Source organism: Endobacterium panacihumi, assembly GCF_050847465.1.
In the GTDB taxonomy this organism is placed as follows: Bacteria; Pseudomonadota; Alphaproteobacteria; order Rhizobiales; family Rhizobiaceae; genus Neorhizobium; species Neorhizobium panacihumi.
Genome location: NZ_JBOZRA010000004.1, coordinates 143,844 through 159,056, shown reverse-complemented (window position 1 = coordinate 159,056; position 15,213 = coordinate 143,844). Strand labels below are relative to the sequence as shown.

The 15,213-nt window shown below is 59.1% G+C and carries 12 protein-coding genes, 1 pseudogene and 1 riboswitch; of the genes and pseudogenes, 8 read left to right on the top strand and 5 right to left on the bottom strand.

Annotated elements, in window-relative coordinates:
- Positions 1-23 precede the first annotated feature (23 nt).
- Together ACRQ1B_RS18890 and ACRQ1B_RS18885 are read left to right on the top strand one after the other, a co-directional pair.
- Positions 24-1,313, top strand: a complete 1,290-nt coding sequence (locus ACRQ1B_RS18890) for an L-fuconate dehydratase (protein ID WP_432295491.1) — start codon at positions 24-26, stop codon at positions 1,311-1,313.
- Between the two features lie 11 nt (positions 1,314-1,324).
- The gene (locus ACRQ1B_RS18885) at positions 1,325-2,491 is read left to right on the top strand and encodes a fumarylacetoacetate hydrolase family protein (protein WP_432295490.1); all 1,167 of its coding nucleotides are present in this window, start codon (positions 1,325-1,327) and stop codon (positions 2,489-2,491) included.
- A gap of 24 nt (positions 2,492-2,515) precedes the next feature.
- Here ACRQ1B_RS18885 and ACRQ1B_RS18880 read toward each other — a convergent pair whose 3' ends face one another.
- From ACRQ1B_RS18880 to ACRQ1B_RS18870, 3 genes are read right to left on the bottom strand one after another with little or no spacing between them, the layout of a single operon-like run.
- On the bottom strand, positions 2,516-4,042 hold the full coding sequence (locus ACRQ1B_RS18880) for a UxaA family hydrolase (RefSeq protein ID WP_432295791.1): 1,527 nt from the start codon (positions 4,040-4,042) through the stop codon (positions 2,516-2,518).
- Between the two features lie 13 nt (positions 4,043-4,055).
- Positions 4,056-5,066, bottom strand: a complete 1,011-nt coding sequence (locus ACRQ1B_RS18875) for a zinc-binding alcohol dehydrogenase family protein (protein WP_432295488.1) — start codon at positions 5,064-5,066, stop codon at positions 4,056-4,058.
- Entirely contained in the window at positions 5,063-6,181 is a 1,119-nt protein-coding gene (locus ACRQ1B_RS18870) for a mannitol dehydrogenase family protein (protein ID WP_432295487.1), read from the bottom strand. The genes ACRQ1B_RS18875 and ACRQ1B_RS18870 overlap by 4 nt, the downstream gene beginning before the upstream one ends.
- A 228-nt stretch (positions 6,182-6,409) precedes the next feature.
- Between ACRQ1B_RS18870 and ACRQ1B_RS18865 the strand changes: the two genes are divergently transcribed.
- From ACRQ1B_RS18865 to ACRQ1B_RS18840, 6 genes and pseudogenes are all read left to right on the top strand, one after another.
- Positions 6,410-7,300, top strand: coding sequence for a GntR family transcriptional regulator (locus ACRQ1B_RS18865; RefSeq protein WP_432295486.1), 891 nt, complete (start codon positions 6,410-6,412; stop codon positions 7,298-7,300).
- Between the two features lie 85 nt (positions 7,301-7,385).
- Positions 7,386-7,621: riboswitch (cobalamin riboswitch) on the top strand.
- Positions 7,622-7,869: 248 nt separating this feature from the next.
- Positions 7,870-8,820, top strand: a pseudogene (locus tag ACRQ1B_RS18860) (ABC transporter substrate-binding protein); the annotation flags it as partial.
- Between the two features lie 31 nt (positions 8,821-8,851).
- Positions 8,852-9,859: a FecCD family ABC transporter permease gene (locus tag ACRQ1B_RS18855; RefSeq protein WP_432295485.1), complete on the top strand. Its 1,008-nt coding sequence runs from the start codon at positions 8,852-8,854 to the stop codon at positions 9,857-9,859.
- Positions 9,856-10,656 carry an ABC transporter ATP-binding protein gene (locus tag ACRQ1B_RS18850; RefSeq protein WP_432295484.1) on the top strand — a complete coding sequence of 267 codons (801 nt, stop codon included), beginning with the start codon at positions 9,856-9,858 and terminating at the stop codon, positions 10,654-10,656. The genes ACRQ1B_RS18855 and ACRQ1B_RS18850 overlap by 4 nt, the downstream gene beginning before the upstream one ends.
- Positions 10,653-11,105: a pseudoazurin gene (locus ACRQ1B_RS18845; RefSeq protein ID WP_432295482.1), complete on the top strand. Its 453-nt coding sequence runs from the start codon at positions 10,653-10,655 to the stop codon at positions 11,103-11,105. The genes ACRQ1B_RS18850 and ACRQ1B_RS18845 overlap by 4 nt, the downstream gene beginning before the upstream one ends.
- Positions 11,106-11,208: 103 nt before the next feature.
- Complete coding sequence (locus ACRQ1B_RS18840; RefSeq protein WP_432295481.1) at positions 11,209-11,709, top strand: cupin domain-containing protein; 501 nt, start codon at positions 11,209-11,211, stop codon at positions 11,707-11,709.
- 71 nt (positions 11,710-11,780) lie between these two features.
- Here ACRQ1B_RS18840 and ACRQ1B_RS18835 read toward each other — a convergent pair whose 3' ends face one another.
- Positions 11,781-12,812: an L-idonate 5-dehydrogenase gene (locus tag ACRQ1B_RS18835; RefSeq protein WP_432295479.1), complete on the bottom strand. Its 1,032-nt coding sequence runs from the start codon at positions 12,810-12,812 to the stop codon at positions 11,781-11,783.
- 221 nt (positions 12,813-13,033) lie between these two features.
- A complete protein-coding gene (dgoD, locus tag ACRQ1B_RS18830; protein WP_432295478.1) occupies positions 13,034-14,182 on the bottom strand; it encodes a galactonate dehydratase in 1,149 nt (382 codons plus the stop codon).
- Positions 14,183-15,213: the final 1,031 nt, after the last annotated feature.

The window sequence follows — 15,213 nt, the reverse complement described above, 5'->3', positions numbered from 1 at the left end:
ATTCTGACAGACGAGGCCGCCTCATGACCCGTATCACCAATCTCCGCGTTTTCGACCTGCGTTTCCCGACCTCCCAAAGTCTGGACGGGTCCGACGCCATGAACCCGGATCCGGATTATTCGGCGGCCTATGTCATCCTCGAAACCGATCGCGAAGGCATTTCCGGCCATGGCCTGACCTTCACCATCGGTCGCGGCAACGACATCTGCTGCATGGCGATCGAAGCGATGCGGCATCTCGTAGTCGGCCAGGATATGTCGGAAATGCGTGCCGCCCCCGGCAAATTCTGGCGGCATTTGACCGGAGACAGCCAGTTGCGCTGGATTGGTCCGGACAAGGGTGCTATGCACCTCGCCACCGGTGCCGTCGTCAACGCCCTCTGGGATGCGCTAGCTAAGGAAGCGGGCATGCCGGTGTGGAAATTCGTCTCCACCATGTCACCGGAAGAGATCGCCGACATCATCGATTACCGGTATCTCACCGATGCACTGACCCGCGACGAAGCGATCGACATCCTGCGCAAGGCCGATAGCGGCAAGGCAGAGCGTATCGCGACGCTCGAGCAGGAAGGTTACGCCTGCTACACGACATCGGCCGGCTGGCTGGGCTACCCGGATGACAAGCTGCGCCGTTTGGCGCAGGAAGCGGTCGATGCCGGTTTCAACCATGTGAAGATGAAGGTTGGCCGCGATCTCGAAGACGATATCCGCCGGCTTACCATTTGCCGCGAGGTGATCGGCCCTGACCGCTACATGATGATCGACGCCAATCAGGTCTGGGATGTCGATCAGGCGATCGACTGGGTGAAGGCGCTGTCCTTCGCAAAACCGTTCTTCATCGAAGAGCCGACCAGCCCGGATGATGTGGCGGGCCACAAGAAGATCCGCGAGGCGATTGCGCCGGTAAAAGTGGCGACCGGAGAAATGTGCCAGAACCGCATCATGTTCAAGCAGTTCATCGCCGAAGGCGCCATAGATATCGTGCAGATCGATGCTTGCCGCATGGGCGGTCTGAACGAGGTTCTGGCCGTGCTGCTGATCGCCGCGAAATTCGGCAAGGCGGTGTGGCCGCATGCCGGTGGCGTTGGGCTTTGCGAATATGTGCAGCACCTATCGATGATCGATTACATTGCGGTGTCGGGAACCAAGGAGGGCAGGGTGATCGAATATGTCGACCATCTGCACGAACATTTCGTCGATCCTTGCGTGATCAAGAATGCGGCCTACATGCCGCCATCGAAGGCCGGTTTCTCGATCGAGATGAAACCGCAATCGATTGCCGATTATACATTTGGTCGCCCGAAGGCCGCTTGAGGATTTTTGTGATGATGAATGATATTCTGGCGCTGACGCTCTCACCTGAAACCATTCTGCCGACCGATGCCGACAAGGCGATCCTGATCGGTCGTGTGTGGTCAAACGCTGCCGGTGGACCGTTGCCGGTGCTGTATCGCGATGGCCAGTTGCACGATATTTCCGGCATTGCCCTGACCTCCAGTGCTCTTCTGGAAATCGACGGCATCGCCACGCGTGTCGTGAGCGAAGCCGGTCCGGTTGTTGGACCTCTCAGCGGTTTTCTCGATGGAAGTCTTGGCGCGCTGCTGGCACCCGTCGATCTCCAGGCGGTGAAAGCCGCTGGCGTCACCTTTGCCGGTTCGATGCTGGAACGGGTGATCGAGGAATTTACGCGCGGCAATCCGGCCGAAGCGGCCAATGTTCGCGAAAAGCTCGCGCCCGTGCTTGGTGAAAAGCTCACCGGCCTCGTGCCGGGGTCGGAGAAGGCTGCCGAGGTGAAGGCGCTGTTGACCGAGATGAAACTGTGGTCGCAATATCTCGAAGTCGGCATCGGCCCGGATGCGGAAATCTTTACAAAGGCGCAACCCATGTCTTCCGTAGGCAGCGGCGCGCTGGCCGGCCTGCATCCGAAGTCGGAATGGAACAACCCGGAGCCGGAAGTGGTGCTGGCTATCCGTTCAGATGGAACGATCGTCGGGGCCGCTTTGGGCAATGACGTCAACCTGCGCGATATCGAAGGGCGCTCGGCGCTGCTACTCGGCAAGGCCAAGGACAACAACGCCTCCTGCTCGATCGGTCCGTTCATCCGCCTGTTCGATGATACCTTCACGCTCGATACAGTGCGTAATCTCGAAGTGTCGCTGAAGGTGACCGGCGAGGATGGTTTTGTCATGGATGGCGTCAGCCGCATGAACGCCATCAGCCGCGATCCCGCGGATCTGGCCGGGCAGTTGCTCAACCCCAATCATCAATATCCCGATGGCGCGGTGCTGTTCCTCGGCACGATGTTCGCGCCGGTCAAGGATCGTCGCGGTCCCGGCCAAGGCTTTACCCACGAAGTGGGCGATCGGGTGGAAATCAGCGCGCCGGAACTCGGGCGTCTGGTCAACCGCATGGCGCGCTGCGCCGATTGCCCGCCCTGGACTTTTGGCGTCGGCGCGCTGATGCGCAATCTGGCGGGGCGGGGGCTTCTCTGAGGTCGCCCTCAGAGAAGTGTATCATCACATCACCGCGCCGATCTGCCACGGCACAAATTCGTGGCGGCCATACCCCAGCAGTTCCGATTTCGACTTCTTGCCGGACGCGACGTCGAGGATGACCTCAAAAATCTCGCGGCCCTTGTCTTCGAGGCTCACGCCATCGATGACATCACCGCAATTGATGTCCATGTCTTCGGTCATGCGGGCGTAAAGCTCGTTATTGGTGGCGAGCTTGATCGATGGCACCGGTTTGCCGCCATAAGCGGAGCCGCGGCCGGTGGTGAAACAGAGAATGTTGGCACCGCCCGCTACTTGACCAGTCGCCGCCACCGGGTCGTAACCGGGCGTGTCCATATAGACAAAACCCTTGCGGTCGATACGTTCGGCGTAGCGGTAGACACCTCTGAGCGTGGAGTTGCCGCCCTTGGCCACCGCACCGAGCGATTTTTCAAGAATGGTGGTGAGGCCACCCGCCTTGTTGCCGGGGGAGGGGTTGTTGTTCATCTCACCGCCATTGCGGGTCGTGTATTCGTCCCACCATGCGATGAGGTCGACGATCTTCTGGCCGACCTCGACGCTTTCGGCGCGGCGCGTCAGCAGATGTTCGGCGCCGTAGATTTCAGGTGTTTCGGAGAGGATGGCCGTGCCGCCCTGACGCACCAGCATGTCGGCTGCGACACCGAGCGCCGGGTTGGCGGTGAGGCCTGAATAACCGTCGGAGCCGCCGCATTGCAGCGCGAGCGACAGCTCCGCTGCGGAAATCGGCTCGCGGCGTGAGCGGGCGACGAAAGGCAGCATTTCCTTGATCCGCGCAACCCCTGCCTCGACAGCCTTGCGGGTGCCGCCGGTTTCCTGAATGGTCAGCGACTGAAAATGCTCGCCCTCGGCAATCTGGTAGGTTTCCTTCATGCGCGGGATCTGAAACACTTCGCAGCCGAGGCCGACCAGCAGCGTTGCTGCAAAGTTGGGATGGCTGGCATAGCCCCATTGCGTGCGCGACAGCACGTCAAATGCCTCGCCCTTGTTAGCCATGCCGCAGCCCTGGCTGTGCGGCAGGGCGACGATGCCATCGATATCGGGGTAATCGGCGAGAATGCCTGAGCGGTTGATCTCTTCGGCGATGTAATCCACCGCCGTGGCGGAACAGTTTACCGAGGAGAGGATGCCGATATAGTTGCGGGTGCCGGCGCGGCCGTCGGCGCGGCGAAAACCGTTGAAGAAGGCCGGCGTTTCGCCCGGCAGCAGCGTTTCCTTCGGACGGGCTTCGGCGGCGAAAGCATAATCGCGCTCAAAATCCTCGCCCATGGTGACGTTTTTTTCGTGCACCCATTCGCCCGGATTGATGTCGGTCGACGCAAAACCAATGATCTGGCCAAATTTGCGGATCGGTTCGCCCTTGGCGATAGGACGCGTCGCCACCTTGTGGCTGCGCGGCACGCGGGCAACGGCCACAACATCGCCTTCAATTGGGGTTCCCGTGGGCAAGTCGGCGGTCGCTACCACCACATTGTCCTGCGGGTTCAGGCGGAGTGTCTTTTTCGTGGTCATGTTCAATGTCATGTCAAGCCTCCAGGATCGCTTTGATCACGCCGGCTTCCGGCTTCGACCATTCGGCGAAAAGCGAAACGCCGTCTTCCAGGCGTCCGCGATGGGTGTTGAGCGCGCGGGTCGGCACTTTGCCGGCCTCGATCTGCCGCACCACTTCGGCAAAATCATCAGGCTGGGCATTGCGGCTGGCAATCAGTGTCGCTTCGCGCTTGTGGAACTCAGGATCGGAAAAGGTGATATCCTGCCGCACGACGGACAGAAGCACGTAACGCGCGCCATGGGCGAGAAAACCGAAACCGCGCTGCATCGGCACGGCATTGCCGGTGGCGTCGATGACGACGTCATACCATTCGCCGCCGGTCTGGCGTTCGGCTTCCGCCTCGGCGTTTTCGTCAGCAAAAATGACGCTGTCTGCGCCAAGCTGATCGACGGCGAATTTCAAGCGATCCTCGCGCGTGTCCATCACAGTCACATGCGCGCCGCGGGCCTTGGCGAAGATGATCGCAGACATGCCGATCGGGCCGGAGCCGGTGACAAGAACACGATCTTCCGAGGTAATCATGCCGCGTTTGACGCCATGCGCGCCGATGGCCAGAAACTCGATCATTGCCGCATCTTCGAGCGGAATATTGCCGGTGGGGATGACATTCTGCTCCGGCACGCAGAGATATTCCGCCATGCCGCCATCCTTGTGCACGCCCAGAACCTGAATGTTGCAGCAGGCATTGGACAGGCCCTTGCGGCAGGCCTTGCAGGTGCCGCAGGAGAGGTAGGGCACGATATAGACCGGATCGCCGGCCTTCAGTCTGCTCTCCGCCGACGCCTCTTCAACCGTGCCCGACAGTTCATGCCCCATGACCCGAGGATAATCGAGAAAGGGATGTTTGCCGGCAAAGATGTGAAAATCCGTGCCGCAAATGCCGATATGGCGGATGCGGACCTTCACCTCTTTTTCTCCACGCACCGGTTCGGCGCGTGAGACGATGGAGAGGCGGCCGGGTTCATCGCAGACGAGTGCCTTCATGCGGATTTCCTGTCAGTGGCGTGGACGATGCCTTCAAGGGTTGGTGCCGGTGTGCCGGCCCAGTCGAGAAAGGCTTTTATGCGCCGCTCGATCTTCAGCGCATGGTTGCCGGCAATGTCGGCAATACGGTGTTCGAGATAGGGATTGAGGAAACGGCCGAGCGTGGTTTCGACATAGGCTTTGGCTTCTTCACCCATGCCATGGGCGGCAAAGCCCGGAACGACTTCGTCGCAATAAATGGCATCGAGCCGCTGGCGGATGGTGGGGTCGGCCAGGATGTCCTTGACCGTTTCGCCTTTCGGGCGGCCTTCCTTCAGCCAGATATCGGCGAGTGTGGTGTGGCCGAGATTGAGGATATGCAGTTTTAGTCGTTCGAAAGGTTCGAGCTTGTCTGTCAGCACGATCGACGGATGGGTGCAGGGCAGGCTGAGGCCGGGGGCGCGCTCGACAGCCCAGAGCCCATAAGGCTCGGCCACCGCGCCAACCGGTTCGATCGGTTCGGAAACGATGCGATCCACCAGCGTATTGGCGAAAATCACCTTCTCGTCCAGCCATGTCAGAAAAGCGGCGTCGGCTCCGCCTTTCTGTGCGAGATCACGAACGATGCCTTTCAGCACCGGGCCATTGCCATTGATCAGTTCGCAAGGCAGGATCGTGATCGGCTTTGCCGTCCTCTCGAAACGTGCCTTCAGAAGCTGGGCAAGCTTGCCCGGAAAGGACGGGCGTGGCGACAGGATGTCGAGATCGGGGGCTGTCGTTTCCGCCGCAATGTCGTAGCCGGAATCTCCTGTATTGGAGAGAACGTATTCTGCTTGCTCGCAGAACAGGTTGACGACTTCTGCCCAGTTCGCGGATGCGGACAGGCCGCGCTCGACGCTTTTGACCGCAACGGCGTGCTCGACGGGCTTGCCGTCTTCCAGGCCACGAATAATAACCGGGAAACCGTCTGGATTTGCAAAGGCCGCCAGCCGCCCGGCGCGCTCGGCGGAACCCGATGTCTGTACGATAATGACAGGCAGAACATCCTGTCCTGCCTGCTTTGCCTCATGCAGAAAGAAATCCGCATGCGCCTGGAGAAAACGGCTGGTGCCGAACTGTAAAATGATGCCCGTCATGGACGCTCCGCCCTGATCTGATAACTGTTTGAAACAAGGATCGGTCGAGGCGCAGCAGGCCGACAGAAATGCAATTCGCGTCGCATGCTCCCTCTCCCGTAACATGCATTAAAACTGTTCTTTTGGGATAAAAGACAATTGCCTTGCAGGCAATTTGTTTTTTATATAAAAAGAGCATTCATAAAAAACAGCTTCTGCCAAGTGTCATTTCAAGGCGCTCTCCCGGTCATGAAAACCAATGCTCTTTTCAAGCGCAGCTATAATCAGGCCCTCGACATGCTGGCCGATGCGCAGGCCGGTGCGCCGCTGCCTTCCGAGCCGGCCATGGCTGCGACACTCGGTATCAGCCGCACGACGGTGCGCGCCGTGTTGGCGGCGTTGTCCATGCGCGGCATCGTCGCGGTTGAAGGTCGCGCCAAGCAGCAATTGCGTCTGCCGAAGCGTAGTGACTATCTCGCCGATGCCGATATGGAACCGCTGGCCGATATGGTCGAGCGCAAGTTCATGGCATGGTTGGTCGGTCCCGATTGCAGCCCCGGACAAGTCATCAACGGTTTGGATCTTGCCCGCCAGTTCGGCGTGTCCACGTCAGCCATTCGTGACTGCCTCAATAAATTCAGCCATTTCGGTCTTCTGGAGCGCCAGAGCAACGGGCGCTGGCGCACGCTGGGCCTGACTGTGGATTTTGTCGGCGAGCTTTTTGATATGCGCGAGTTGATCGAGTTTCGGGCCGTCGATCGTTTTGTCGCTCTCCCGAAAGATGATCTGCTTTGGGGCGAATTGTCGCTGATCGAGGAAGAGCATCATGCAATCCTTGCCGATTTCAATAATCGCGGCCGCGATTTTTCCGACCTTGATCATCGGTTCCACAAGCTGGTGGATAGTGCCGTGCCGAACCGGTTTCTCGGCAATATCCAGGGCGTAATGTCGGTGATTTTTCACTATCATTACCAGTGGAACAAAAGAGATGAAGTGGCCCGCAATCATCGCGCGCTGCACGAGCATCTGGCCTATATCGACGGTTTGAAAAGCGGTGATCCCGCAAGGGCGCGCGAGGCATGCCGCCTGCACCTGCACACCGCGCGATCGACCATGCTGACGTCCATCGACCTTGCCTGATGCAAAACAGGCAGCATATTTTATCTTGACACGTAATGATATTACATAACATACACTATTGCCATTGACGGCGGGCACATCTGCCAGCTAACTCAGCGGCGACGGTTTCCAGCGCCGAAAGCAATGGAATTAAAAGGGAACACGGTGCGGATCCGATTTATCAGATCTCAATGCCGTGGCTGCCCCCGCAACTGTAAGCGGATCACCGTCCATCCTCGAGATGCCCGAAGGGTATCTGGCCACTGTGTCGTGATCGGCATGGGAAGGCAGGTGGACGGCATGTTCGTGAGCCAGGAGACCTGCCGTCAGGACAGAACTATCGTTACGGGCGGGGATGCCCGGAAGAGGATCACGTTATGACGCTTCCATGCGCTTGTGCGCACTCCATGGTCTTTATCCCTTTTTCGTCGATGTCGACTGTCCGCCGGCAAGCGTTCTGATACGCGCTGTCGCCCTCCATCGATCACACATTTCCAGGAGAGACCATGTTTCATTTTTCACGCCTGTCGGTCTGCGCAGGTTTGCTGGCTTCGGCCGTCGCGATCCTTCCATTTTCGACCCCGGTACAGGCTGCCGAAACCCAGTACCCTTTGACCATCAAGAATTGCGGTCTTGAACTGACCTTCAAACAGGCACCGTCGCGCACGGTGTCGGTTGGCCAGAGCGTCACCGAAGTGCTTTATCTGCTTGGCCTGTCGGACAGGGTGGTTGGCACGGCGCTCTGGGTCAGTCCGGTGCTGAAGGGGTTTGAGGAAACGAACGCCAAGGTCGAGCGCCTGGCCGACAACGATCCGAGTTTCGAAGCGGTGATCGGCAAGAAGCCGGATCTGGTGACGACCCAGTTCCAGTGGCAGATCGGTCCGGAAGGTGTGGTGGGCACGCCTGCCCAGTTCGCCGAACTCGGCGTGCCGGTCTATACCTCGCCGGCCGATTGCGTCGGCAAGGACAATTCCGGTGGTGGTGATGGCGTACGCACCGGCGTGTTTTCTATGGAGCTGATCTATCAGGAAATCCGTGATCTGGCGAAGATCTACAACGTTCAGGATCGTGGCGAAGAAGTTGTCGCCGATCTCAAGAAGCGCGAAGAAGCCGCGCGTACAAAGATCGCTTCGGCGGATGGCAAGCTCTCGGCCGTCTTCTGGTTCTCCAGTGCCGAACTCGATATCGATCCTTATGTCGCTGGTCGCCACGGCGCGCCGGGCTACATCATGTCGGCGCTCGGTATCAAGAATGTGATCGAGAGCGATGAGGAATGGCCGACCGTCGGCTGGGAAACCATCGCCAAGGCCAACCCGACGATGATCGTTGCCGGCAAGATGGATCGCCGCCGGTTCCCGGCCGATGATGTCGCCGTCAAGCACAAGTTCCTCAAGGAAGATCCCGTCGCCAGCCTGATGCCTGCCGTGAAAGAAGGCCATGTCTTCGAAATGGATGCGCAGGCTATGAACCCGACCATCCGCACCGTCGAGGGACTGGAAAAGCTGGCTGATGCCATCGCCGCCTCGGGCCTTGCCAAATAAGCTGATAGCGGTGGAACATATAACGTCAAAAATGAGTAGAACGGGCGTCGCACTTGCGGCGCTCGTCATCCTTGCCGTTGCGCTAGTCGCCGGGGCGGCGATTGGCGAAACCTCCATTCCATTTGATGTCGTGTTGAAAACGGTCGCCAACCGCGTTTTCGGCGCCGGCTACCCGCTGGAACCACTCGACGAGGGCATCGTCTGGGCCTATCGCCTCAGTCGCGCTGTCGTTGCTGCCTGTTGCGGCGCCTCGCTGGCAATCGCCGGTGCCGTGCTGCAGTCGCTGCTGCGCAATCCGCTGGCGGATCCCTACATTCTCGGCATTTCCGCCGGTGCCTCCACCGGTGCAGTTGCCGTAGCGCTTCTGGGTTTTGGCGCGGGAATGCTGACCATGCCAATGGGTGCGCTCGCGGGCGCGCTTGCCGCTTTCCTGCTCGTCAGCCTGCTGGCCATGCGCGCCGGCAGCGGCAGCAATGCTATCATCCTTGCCGGCGTTGCAGGCTCGCAGATGTTCAATGCGCTGACCTCCTTCGTCGTGACCAAGTCGGCGACGGCCGAGCAGGCGCGCGGCATCATGTTCTGGCTGCTCGGCAATCTGTCAGGTGTGCGCTGGCCGGATGTCGGTCTGGCGCTGCCGGTCACGATCATCGGTCTTCTCATTTGTCTCTGGCATGTCCGCGCACTCGACGCCTTCGCCTTCGGCAATCAGGCGGCCGCCTCGCTCGGCATCCGCGTGCGCCGCGTTCAGGTCGTCCTGATCTGTACAGCCGCCGCGATGACGGCCGCGATGGTCTCGCTGGTCGGCTCGATCGGCTTTATCGGCCTCGTCATCCCTCATGCGGCACGGCTCATCGTCGGTGTTCGACATGGGCGTCTGCTGCCGGTAACGGCATTGGTCGGGGCCGTTTTCATGATCGTCGCCGATATCCTTTCGCGCACCATCGTTTCCGGGCAGGTGCTGCCAATCGGTGTGATCACGGCTCTGTTCGGTGCCCCGGCATTTGCCTTCATTCTCGGGCAGAAGAGGACGCGACCATGAAGCTTTCTGCCCGAAATCTCAGCTGGTCCGCCGGCAGTCTGGAAATCGTGCGTGACGTTTCCTTCGACGTCGCGCCGGGTGAGTTTCTCGGCATTATCGGCCCCAACGGTTCCGGCAAAAGCACGTTGCTCTCGATGCTGGCCGGCATTCGCAAACCGCTTTCCGGACATGTGAGGCTGGGTGATGCGGCGATAAAATCCATCGGCAGCCGCCACATTGCTCAAAAGCTTGCGTTTGTGGAGCAACAGGCGGAAACCACCGAAAGAATTACGGCGCGTCAAGCCGTCGAACTGGGCCGAACGCCGTATCTTGGGCCGCTATCCGGATGGTCCCTGGAGGATGACGCGATCGTCAACGCGGCGCTTGAAAACGTCGATATGATCGATAAGGCAGAGCGCTTTTGGCATCATCTTTCCGGGGGAGAACGCCAGCGTCTGCATATCGGGCGAGCGTTGGCACAGGAGCCGCGCGTCCTGCTTCTCGACGAGCCGACCAACCACCTCGATATCGGTCACCAGATCGATCTGCTCGATCTGGTACGCCGCCAGGACCTGACGGTGGTGGCGGCGCTGCACGATCTCAACCATGCCGCCATGTTCTGCGATCGCATTGCCATCATGGATCAAGGCAGGCTGACTGCCATAGGTGCGCCAGCGGAGGTTCTGACTTCGGACACGATAAGTGCCGTCTTCGGTGTGGACGCGACCGTCTGTGAAGACGAAGACGGCCTCTGTCATGTCCGCTTCCGGGCCAGCGATCGCAAACGCAATTCCTCCAGAAAGGACGATATTTCATGATCAAGATTTTTAGCCTGCTCTTTGCCATGCTGGCGACCTTGAGCTTTGGCGGAGCTGCTTTTGCCGAGACGTTCGAAGTCAGGATGCTGAACCGGGGAGAGAAAGGGCCGATGGTATTCGAGCCGGACTATCTTGAGATCAAGCCCGGCGACACTGTCAAATTCGTGCCGACCCACAAGAGCCACAACGCCGCAACGATCGACGACATGATTCCGGATGGCGCCAAGGGCTTCAAAAGCAGGATCAACGATCCATTCGAGACCACGTTCGATACCGTCGGCTTCTACGGCATCAAATGCTCGCCGCATCTCGGCATGGGCATGGTCATGCTCATCAAGGTGGGCGAGGCGGCCGTGCCGGAAAGTTATAAGTCCGTCTCCCTTCCGGCACGTGCAAAGCCGCGCATGGAGGCGCTGATTTCCCAGGCTGAAAACGGCAACACCAAATAAAGCGGCCGTGTCATCTGACGCCTTTGATCGGTTGCTGCAGAGGTTGCCGTCCCGGTGGTGTTGTCGCAGGATGCATTTGCTGCCGCGATAGAGGAGAAGATGCATGACGAATGACCATCCCCACCACCACGGCGAGGATCATTGGAAACACAATGGGGTCCGGGTCATCAAAGGTGACCAGCTCGATGACAATACGCCGCAAACGCCCGGCATGTATCGGCAGGCGGCAATCAACCACGCGCGTGTCGGCGCTCAGAAGATTTGGGCCGGGACGGTTGCAATCGAGCCCAATGCCAAGACCGGGGTTCATCATCATGGTGCGTTGGAAAGCGTGATCTTTGTCGTGCGTGGAAAGGCGCGTATGCGCTGGGGCGACAAGCTGGAATATGTGGCCGAGGCCGGCCCCGGGGATTTCATTTTCGTGCCGCCCTATGTGCCGCATCAGGAAATCAATGCCGATCCGGACAATGAGCTGGAATGCGTGCTGGTGCGCTCTGACAACGAGGCGGTTGTCGTCAATATCACCGATGTCGATCCGGTGGAAAAGCCGGAGACGGTTTATTGGGTGGACCCGATCCACAAACATCCGGGCGAACCGGACTGAATTTTTCTCCAAGGCCGGAACCGCTGCCAAGGCGGCGCCGGTCTTGGTATAAAAAGGTCAGCAGGTGAAGGTCAGAAGGTCAGGTGCACCTTCATGGATCTGGTCCGGTCGCTGGCGAGATCGAATGCCTCGACGGCGCGATCCATGGGTATCTGCGCTGAGAGAAGCGGACGCACGTCGATGCGGCGTTCTGAGATCAGCTTTGCCGCCCATGCAAATTCCGCATCGAACCGGAATGTGCCGCGCACCACCAGTTCCTTGGTGACGATAGCGCTGATCGGCACTGTCACGTCGTTACCCATGCCCACGGCCACGATGGTGCCACGCGGGCGCACGACTTTCAGGAGGCCAGCCAGAACCGGGCCGCTTCCCGAACATTCGAACGCAACGTGGATCTGCCCCTTGCCTTCGGCATAGGGTGCGAGGCCCTCCGGTTGCTCCGCAACGTTGATAACGGTATCCGCACCGATGGATTTTGCGATTGCCAGCGCCGAATTGGAAATGTCGGTGGCGATGATCTCAGTGGCACCGGCATAGCGCGCGGCGAGAATAGTCAGGCAACCGATCGTGCCGGCACCGGTGACCAGAACACGTTTGCCGACCAGCGATCCCGCCTGTTCGACTGCATGCAGGCAGACGGCGAGCGGTTCGCAGCAGGCGGCCTCTTCGAAAGGTGTATCGGGCTTGACGGGCACAGCCTGTTCGGCCTCAACGACGATTTCTTCGCGAAAAAGCCCCTGTACGTGTGGAAAGCGCATGGCAGAGCCATTAAAGCGCATTTCCATGGCATGTTGGCGCTGGCCTTCACGCATGAATTCGCAATCCCCCTGCGGACGGCTGGGGTTGATCGCCACGCGCTGGCCAACCGTGACATTGGTGACGCCTTCGCCGACCGCCGCGATTTCGCCGGAGGCCTCATGGCCGAGGATCATCGGTTCGCGGACGCGGACGGTGCCGAATCCGGCATTATGGTAATAATGCAGGTCCGAGCCACAAATGCCGCCGGCCCTGAGGCGGATGCGGACTTCACCTGGGCCCGGCTCGCCGACATCGCAGTCTTCGATCCTGAGGTCATGCGCCTTGTGAATGACGACGGCCTTCATGAAAGCTCTCCGTAAGGGTGCCGTAGAGAGCGATCGCGCTGTTGCGGGGCTGCTAGTCGTTCATGTGAACCGGCGCCACGGCAAAAGCGGCGGAACATGCCCGCCGCAAGAAAAACATTCATCGAACCCTCCAAAAGGCCGCAGCCTATCGGCTGTAACGTCTACAATCATCTGTCGGCCGGCCTCCTCGCCGGCCGACAGCGCCATGCTACGCTGTTATCTTACCATTCCGCAACACTGCCATCCTCATGCCGCCAGATCGGGTTGCGCCAGCGATGGCCTTCCTTGGCCCGCTCGATCACATAATCTTCGTTCACTTCGACACCAAGGCCCGGTCCCTGCGGAATGCTAACGAAACCGTCAGCGTATTGGAAAACATCCTTGTTGGAGATGTAGTCGAGGATGTCGTTGCCCTTGTTGTAATGGATGCCGAGGCTCTGTTCCTGGATAAAGGCATTGTGGCTGACGGCATCCACCTGCAGGCAGGCGGTAAGCGCGATCGGCCCGAGCGGGCAATGCGGTGCGAGAGCGACATCATAGGCTTCCGCCATGGCCGCGATCTTGCGGCATTCCGTAATGCCGCCGGCATGCGAAAGATCGGGCTGGATGATATCGACATAACCATCCGACAGAACCTGCTTGAAATCCCAGCGCGAATAAAGCCGTTCGCCAAGCGCGATCGGTGTCGAGCAATGGTTGGCGATTTCCTTCAGTGTTTCGCGATTTTCCGAGAGCACCGGTTCCTCGATGAACATCAGCTTGTAGGGCTCGAGTTCCTTGGCGAGAACCTTGGCCATTGGCTTGTGCACGCGGCCGTGGAAATCGACGCCGATGCCGATATGCGGGCCGACCGCCTCGCGGATGATGGCGATGGTTTCGACCGCCTTGTCCACCTTCTCATTGGTATCGACGATCTGCATTTCCTCGCAGCCGTTGAGCTTGATCGCCTTGAACCCTCGGGCAACAACCTCTTTGGCATTGTTGGCCACATCGGAAGGGCGGTCACCGCCGATCCACGAATACACCTTGATGCGATCACGCACCTGACCGCCGAGCAGCGAATGCACCGGCTGGCCAAGCGCCTTGCCCTTGATATCCCATAGCGCCTGATCAATGCCGGCAATGGCCGACATATGAACGGCACCGCCGCGATAAAACCCGCCGCGATACATGACCTGCCAGTGGTCCTCGATGAGGAAAGGGTCTTTGCCGATCAGGTAATCTTCCAGCTCGTGAACGGCGGCCTGCACGGTCAGCGCGCGGCCTTCGACAACCGGTTCACCCCATCCGACGACGCCCTCGTCGGTTTCTATCTTCAGAAACAGCCAACGCGGCGGAACGATATAGGTCGTCAATTTGGTGATTTTCATGCGTTTACCCATTGCCCGGCAAACGCCGGATTGTTGAACACGTCTGAGGCTGTTCCGGTGTCTTTGAGCACGCGAAATCGGCCGTACCCGATCGCAATGTATCGGGACCGGAACCTGCAACGGCACAGGATTTCTGTCTCATGTATGCGGCTGCCAGCCTCCGCTGCCGCTCCACGAAGCTAAATAAATCATACTTATTGTCAAACCAAATATGATGATTTGACGCAGGCTACACGGCCGTTGCGATGCCTCTGCGCGAAGGAAAACGGGCACCCATGAGGCGGCAATGCGCGTAAAAAGATAAATGATGAACTGCTATTTCTTTAGGTTGCGAATATGCAATTTTAGGTTTAGATTTTTTTGCAGGAGCGGGGGGCTTTGATATGACAAATGTTGCCGGCAAGGCTTATGGCATGAACGTCGTCACGCCAATGCGACCGACCTGCACGTGGCTGAATCGTTTCATCTTCATGATTTCACGTGCGTTTCCCGGAACGCTTTCGGGGCTTCTTGGACTTTCGCTCATTCATTTCGCACGATGGGTGATCATTCGGCGTGATCAGTGGCCGCAGTGTGGGCAGCCTCCGCAAAAGTTGCAAAACGACTACATGCTGTTCTGCAGCAATTTCAACGGAACCTGGGATCAGTATATCGATGCCTTTGCCGACGGCATTCCGAGCGGTCTTGATCTGTTCTGGTACTCGAGCACCAAATATCCCAATTCTATCCCGATCACGCCGTTCAAGACCTACATCCACAACAATCAGGTCGATACCGGTTATTATTACAATGCGACGCCCGGCAGCGGCCAGCGCGACATCAAACAGGCGTTGAAACTCGCTGCTGCCTTGCGAGCCGTCAAGGACAGTGGTGATGATGCGGCGCTTGCCGCCGCCTATGAGGACGTGCTTCTGGTCGCGCAGGGCTGTCTGGGTTCGCCCGGCTACGCGCCGATTGCCAGTTGCGATACGGCCATCGCCGACCTGCATCGCTGCCAGGCGGTGCGTGAGCGATGGGGACCGCATGGCGAC

What these genes read in the sequence shown, in the direction of transcription:
- ACRQ1B_RS18890 (WP_432295491.1), top strand. Translation starts at nt 24, where the DNA reads ATGACCCGTATCACCAATCTCCGCGTTTTCGACCTGCGTTTCCCGACC.
- ACRQ1B_RS18885 (WP_432295490.1), top strand. Translation starts at nt 1,325, where the DNA reads ATGATGAATGATATTCTGGCGCTGACGCTCTCACCTGAAACCATTCTG.
- ACRQ1B_RS18880 (WP_432295791.1), bottom strand. Translation starts at nt 4,042, where the DNA reads ATGACCACGAAAAAGACACTCCGCCTGAACCCGCAGGACAATGTGGTG.
- ACRQ1B_RS18875 (WP_432295488.1), bottom strand. Translation starts at nt 5,066, where the DNA reads ATGAAGGCACTCGTCTGCGATGAACCCGGCCGCCTCTCCATCGTCTCA.
- ACRQ1B_RS18870 (WP_432295487.1), bottom strand. Translation starts at nt 6,181, where the DNA reads ATGACGGGCATCATTTTACAGTTCGGCACCAGCCGTTTTCTCCAGGCG.
- ACRQ1B_RS18865 (WP_432295486.1), top strand. Translation starts at nt 6,410, where the DNA reads ATGAAAACCAATGCTCTTTTCAAGCGCAGCTATAATCAGGCCCTCGAC.
- ACRQ1B_RS18855 (WP_432295485.1), top strand. Translation starts at nt 8,852, where the DNA reads ATGAGTAGAACGGGCGTCGCACTTGCGGCGCTCGTCATCCTTGCCGTT.
- ACRQ1B_RS18850 (WP_432295484.1), top strand. Translation starts at nt 9,856, where the DNA reads ATGAAGCTTTCTGCCCGAAATCTCAGCTGGTCCGCCGGCAGTCTGGAA.
- ACRQ1B_RS18845 (WP_432295482.1), top strand. Translation starts at nt 10,653, where the DNA reads ATGATCAAGATTTTTAGCCTGCTCTTTGCCATGCTGGCGACCTTGAGC.
- ACRQ1B_RS18840 (WP_432295481.1), top strand. Translation starts at nt 11,209, where the DNA reads ATGACGAATGACCATCCCCACCACCACGGCGAGGATCATTGGAAACAC.
- ACRQ1B_RS18835 (WP_432295479.1), bottom strand. Translation starts at nt 12,812, where the DNA reads ATGAAGGCCGTCGTCATTCACAAGGCGCATGACCTCAGGATCGAAGAC.
- dgoD (WP_432295478.1), bottom strand. Translation starts at nt 14,182, where the DNA reads ATGAAAATCACCAAATTGACGACCTATATCGTTCCGCCGCGTTGGCTG.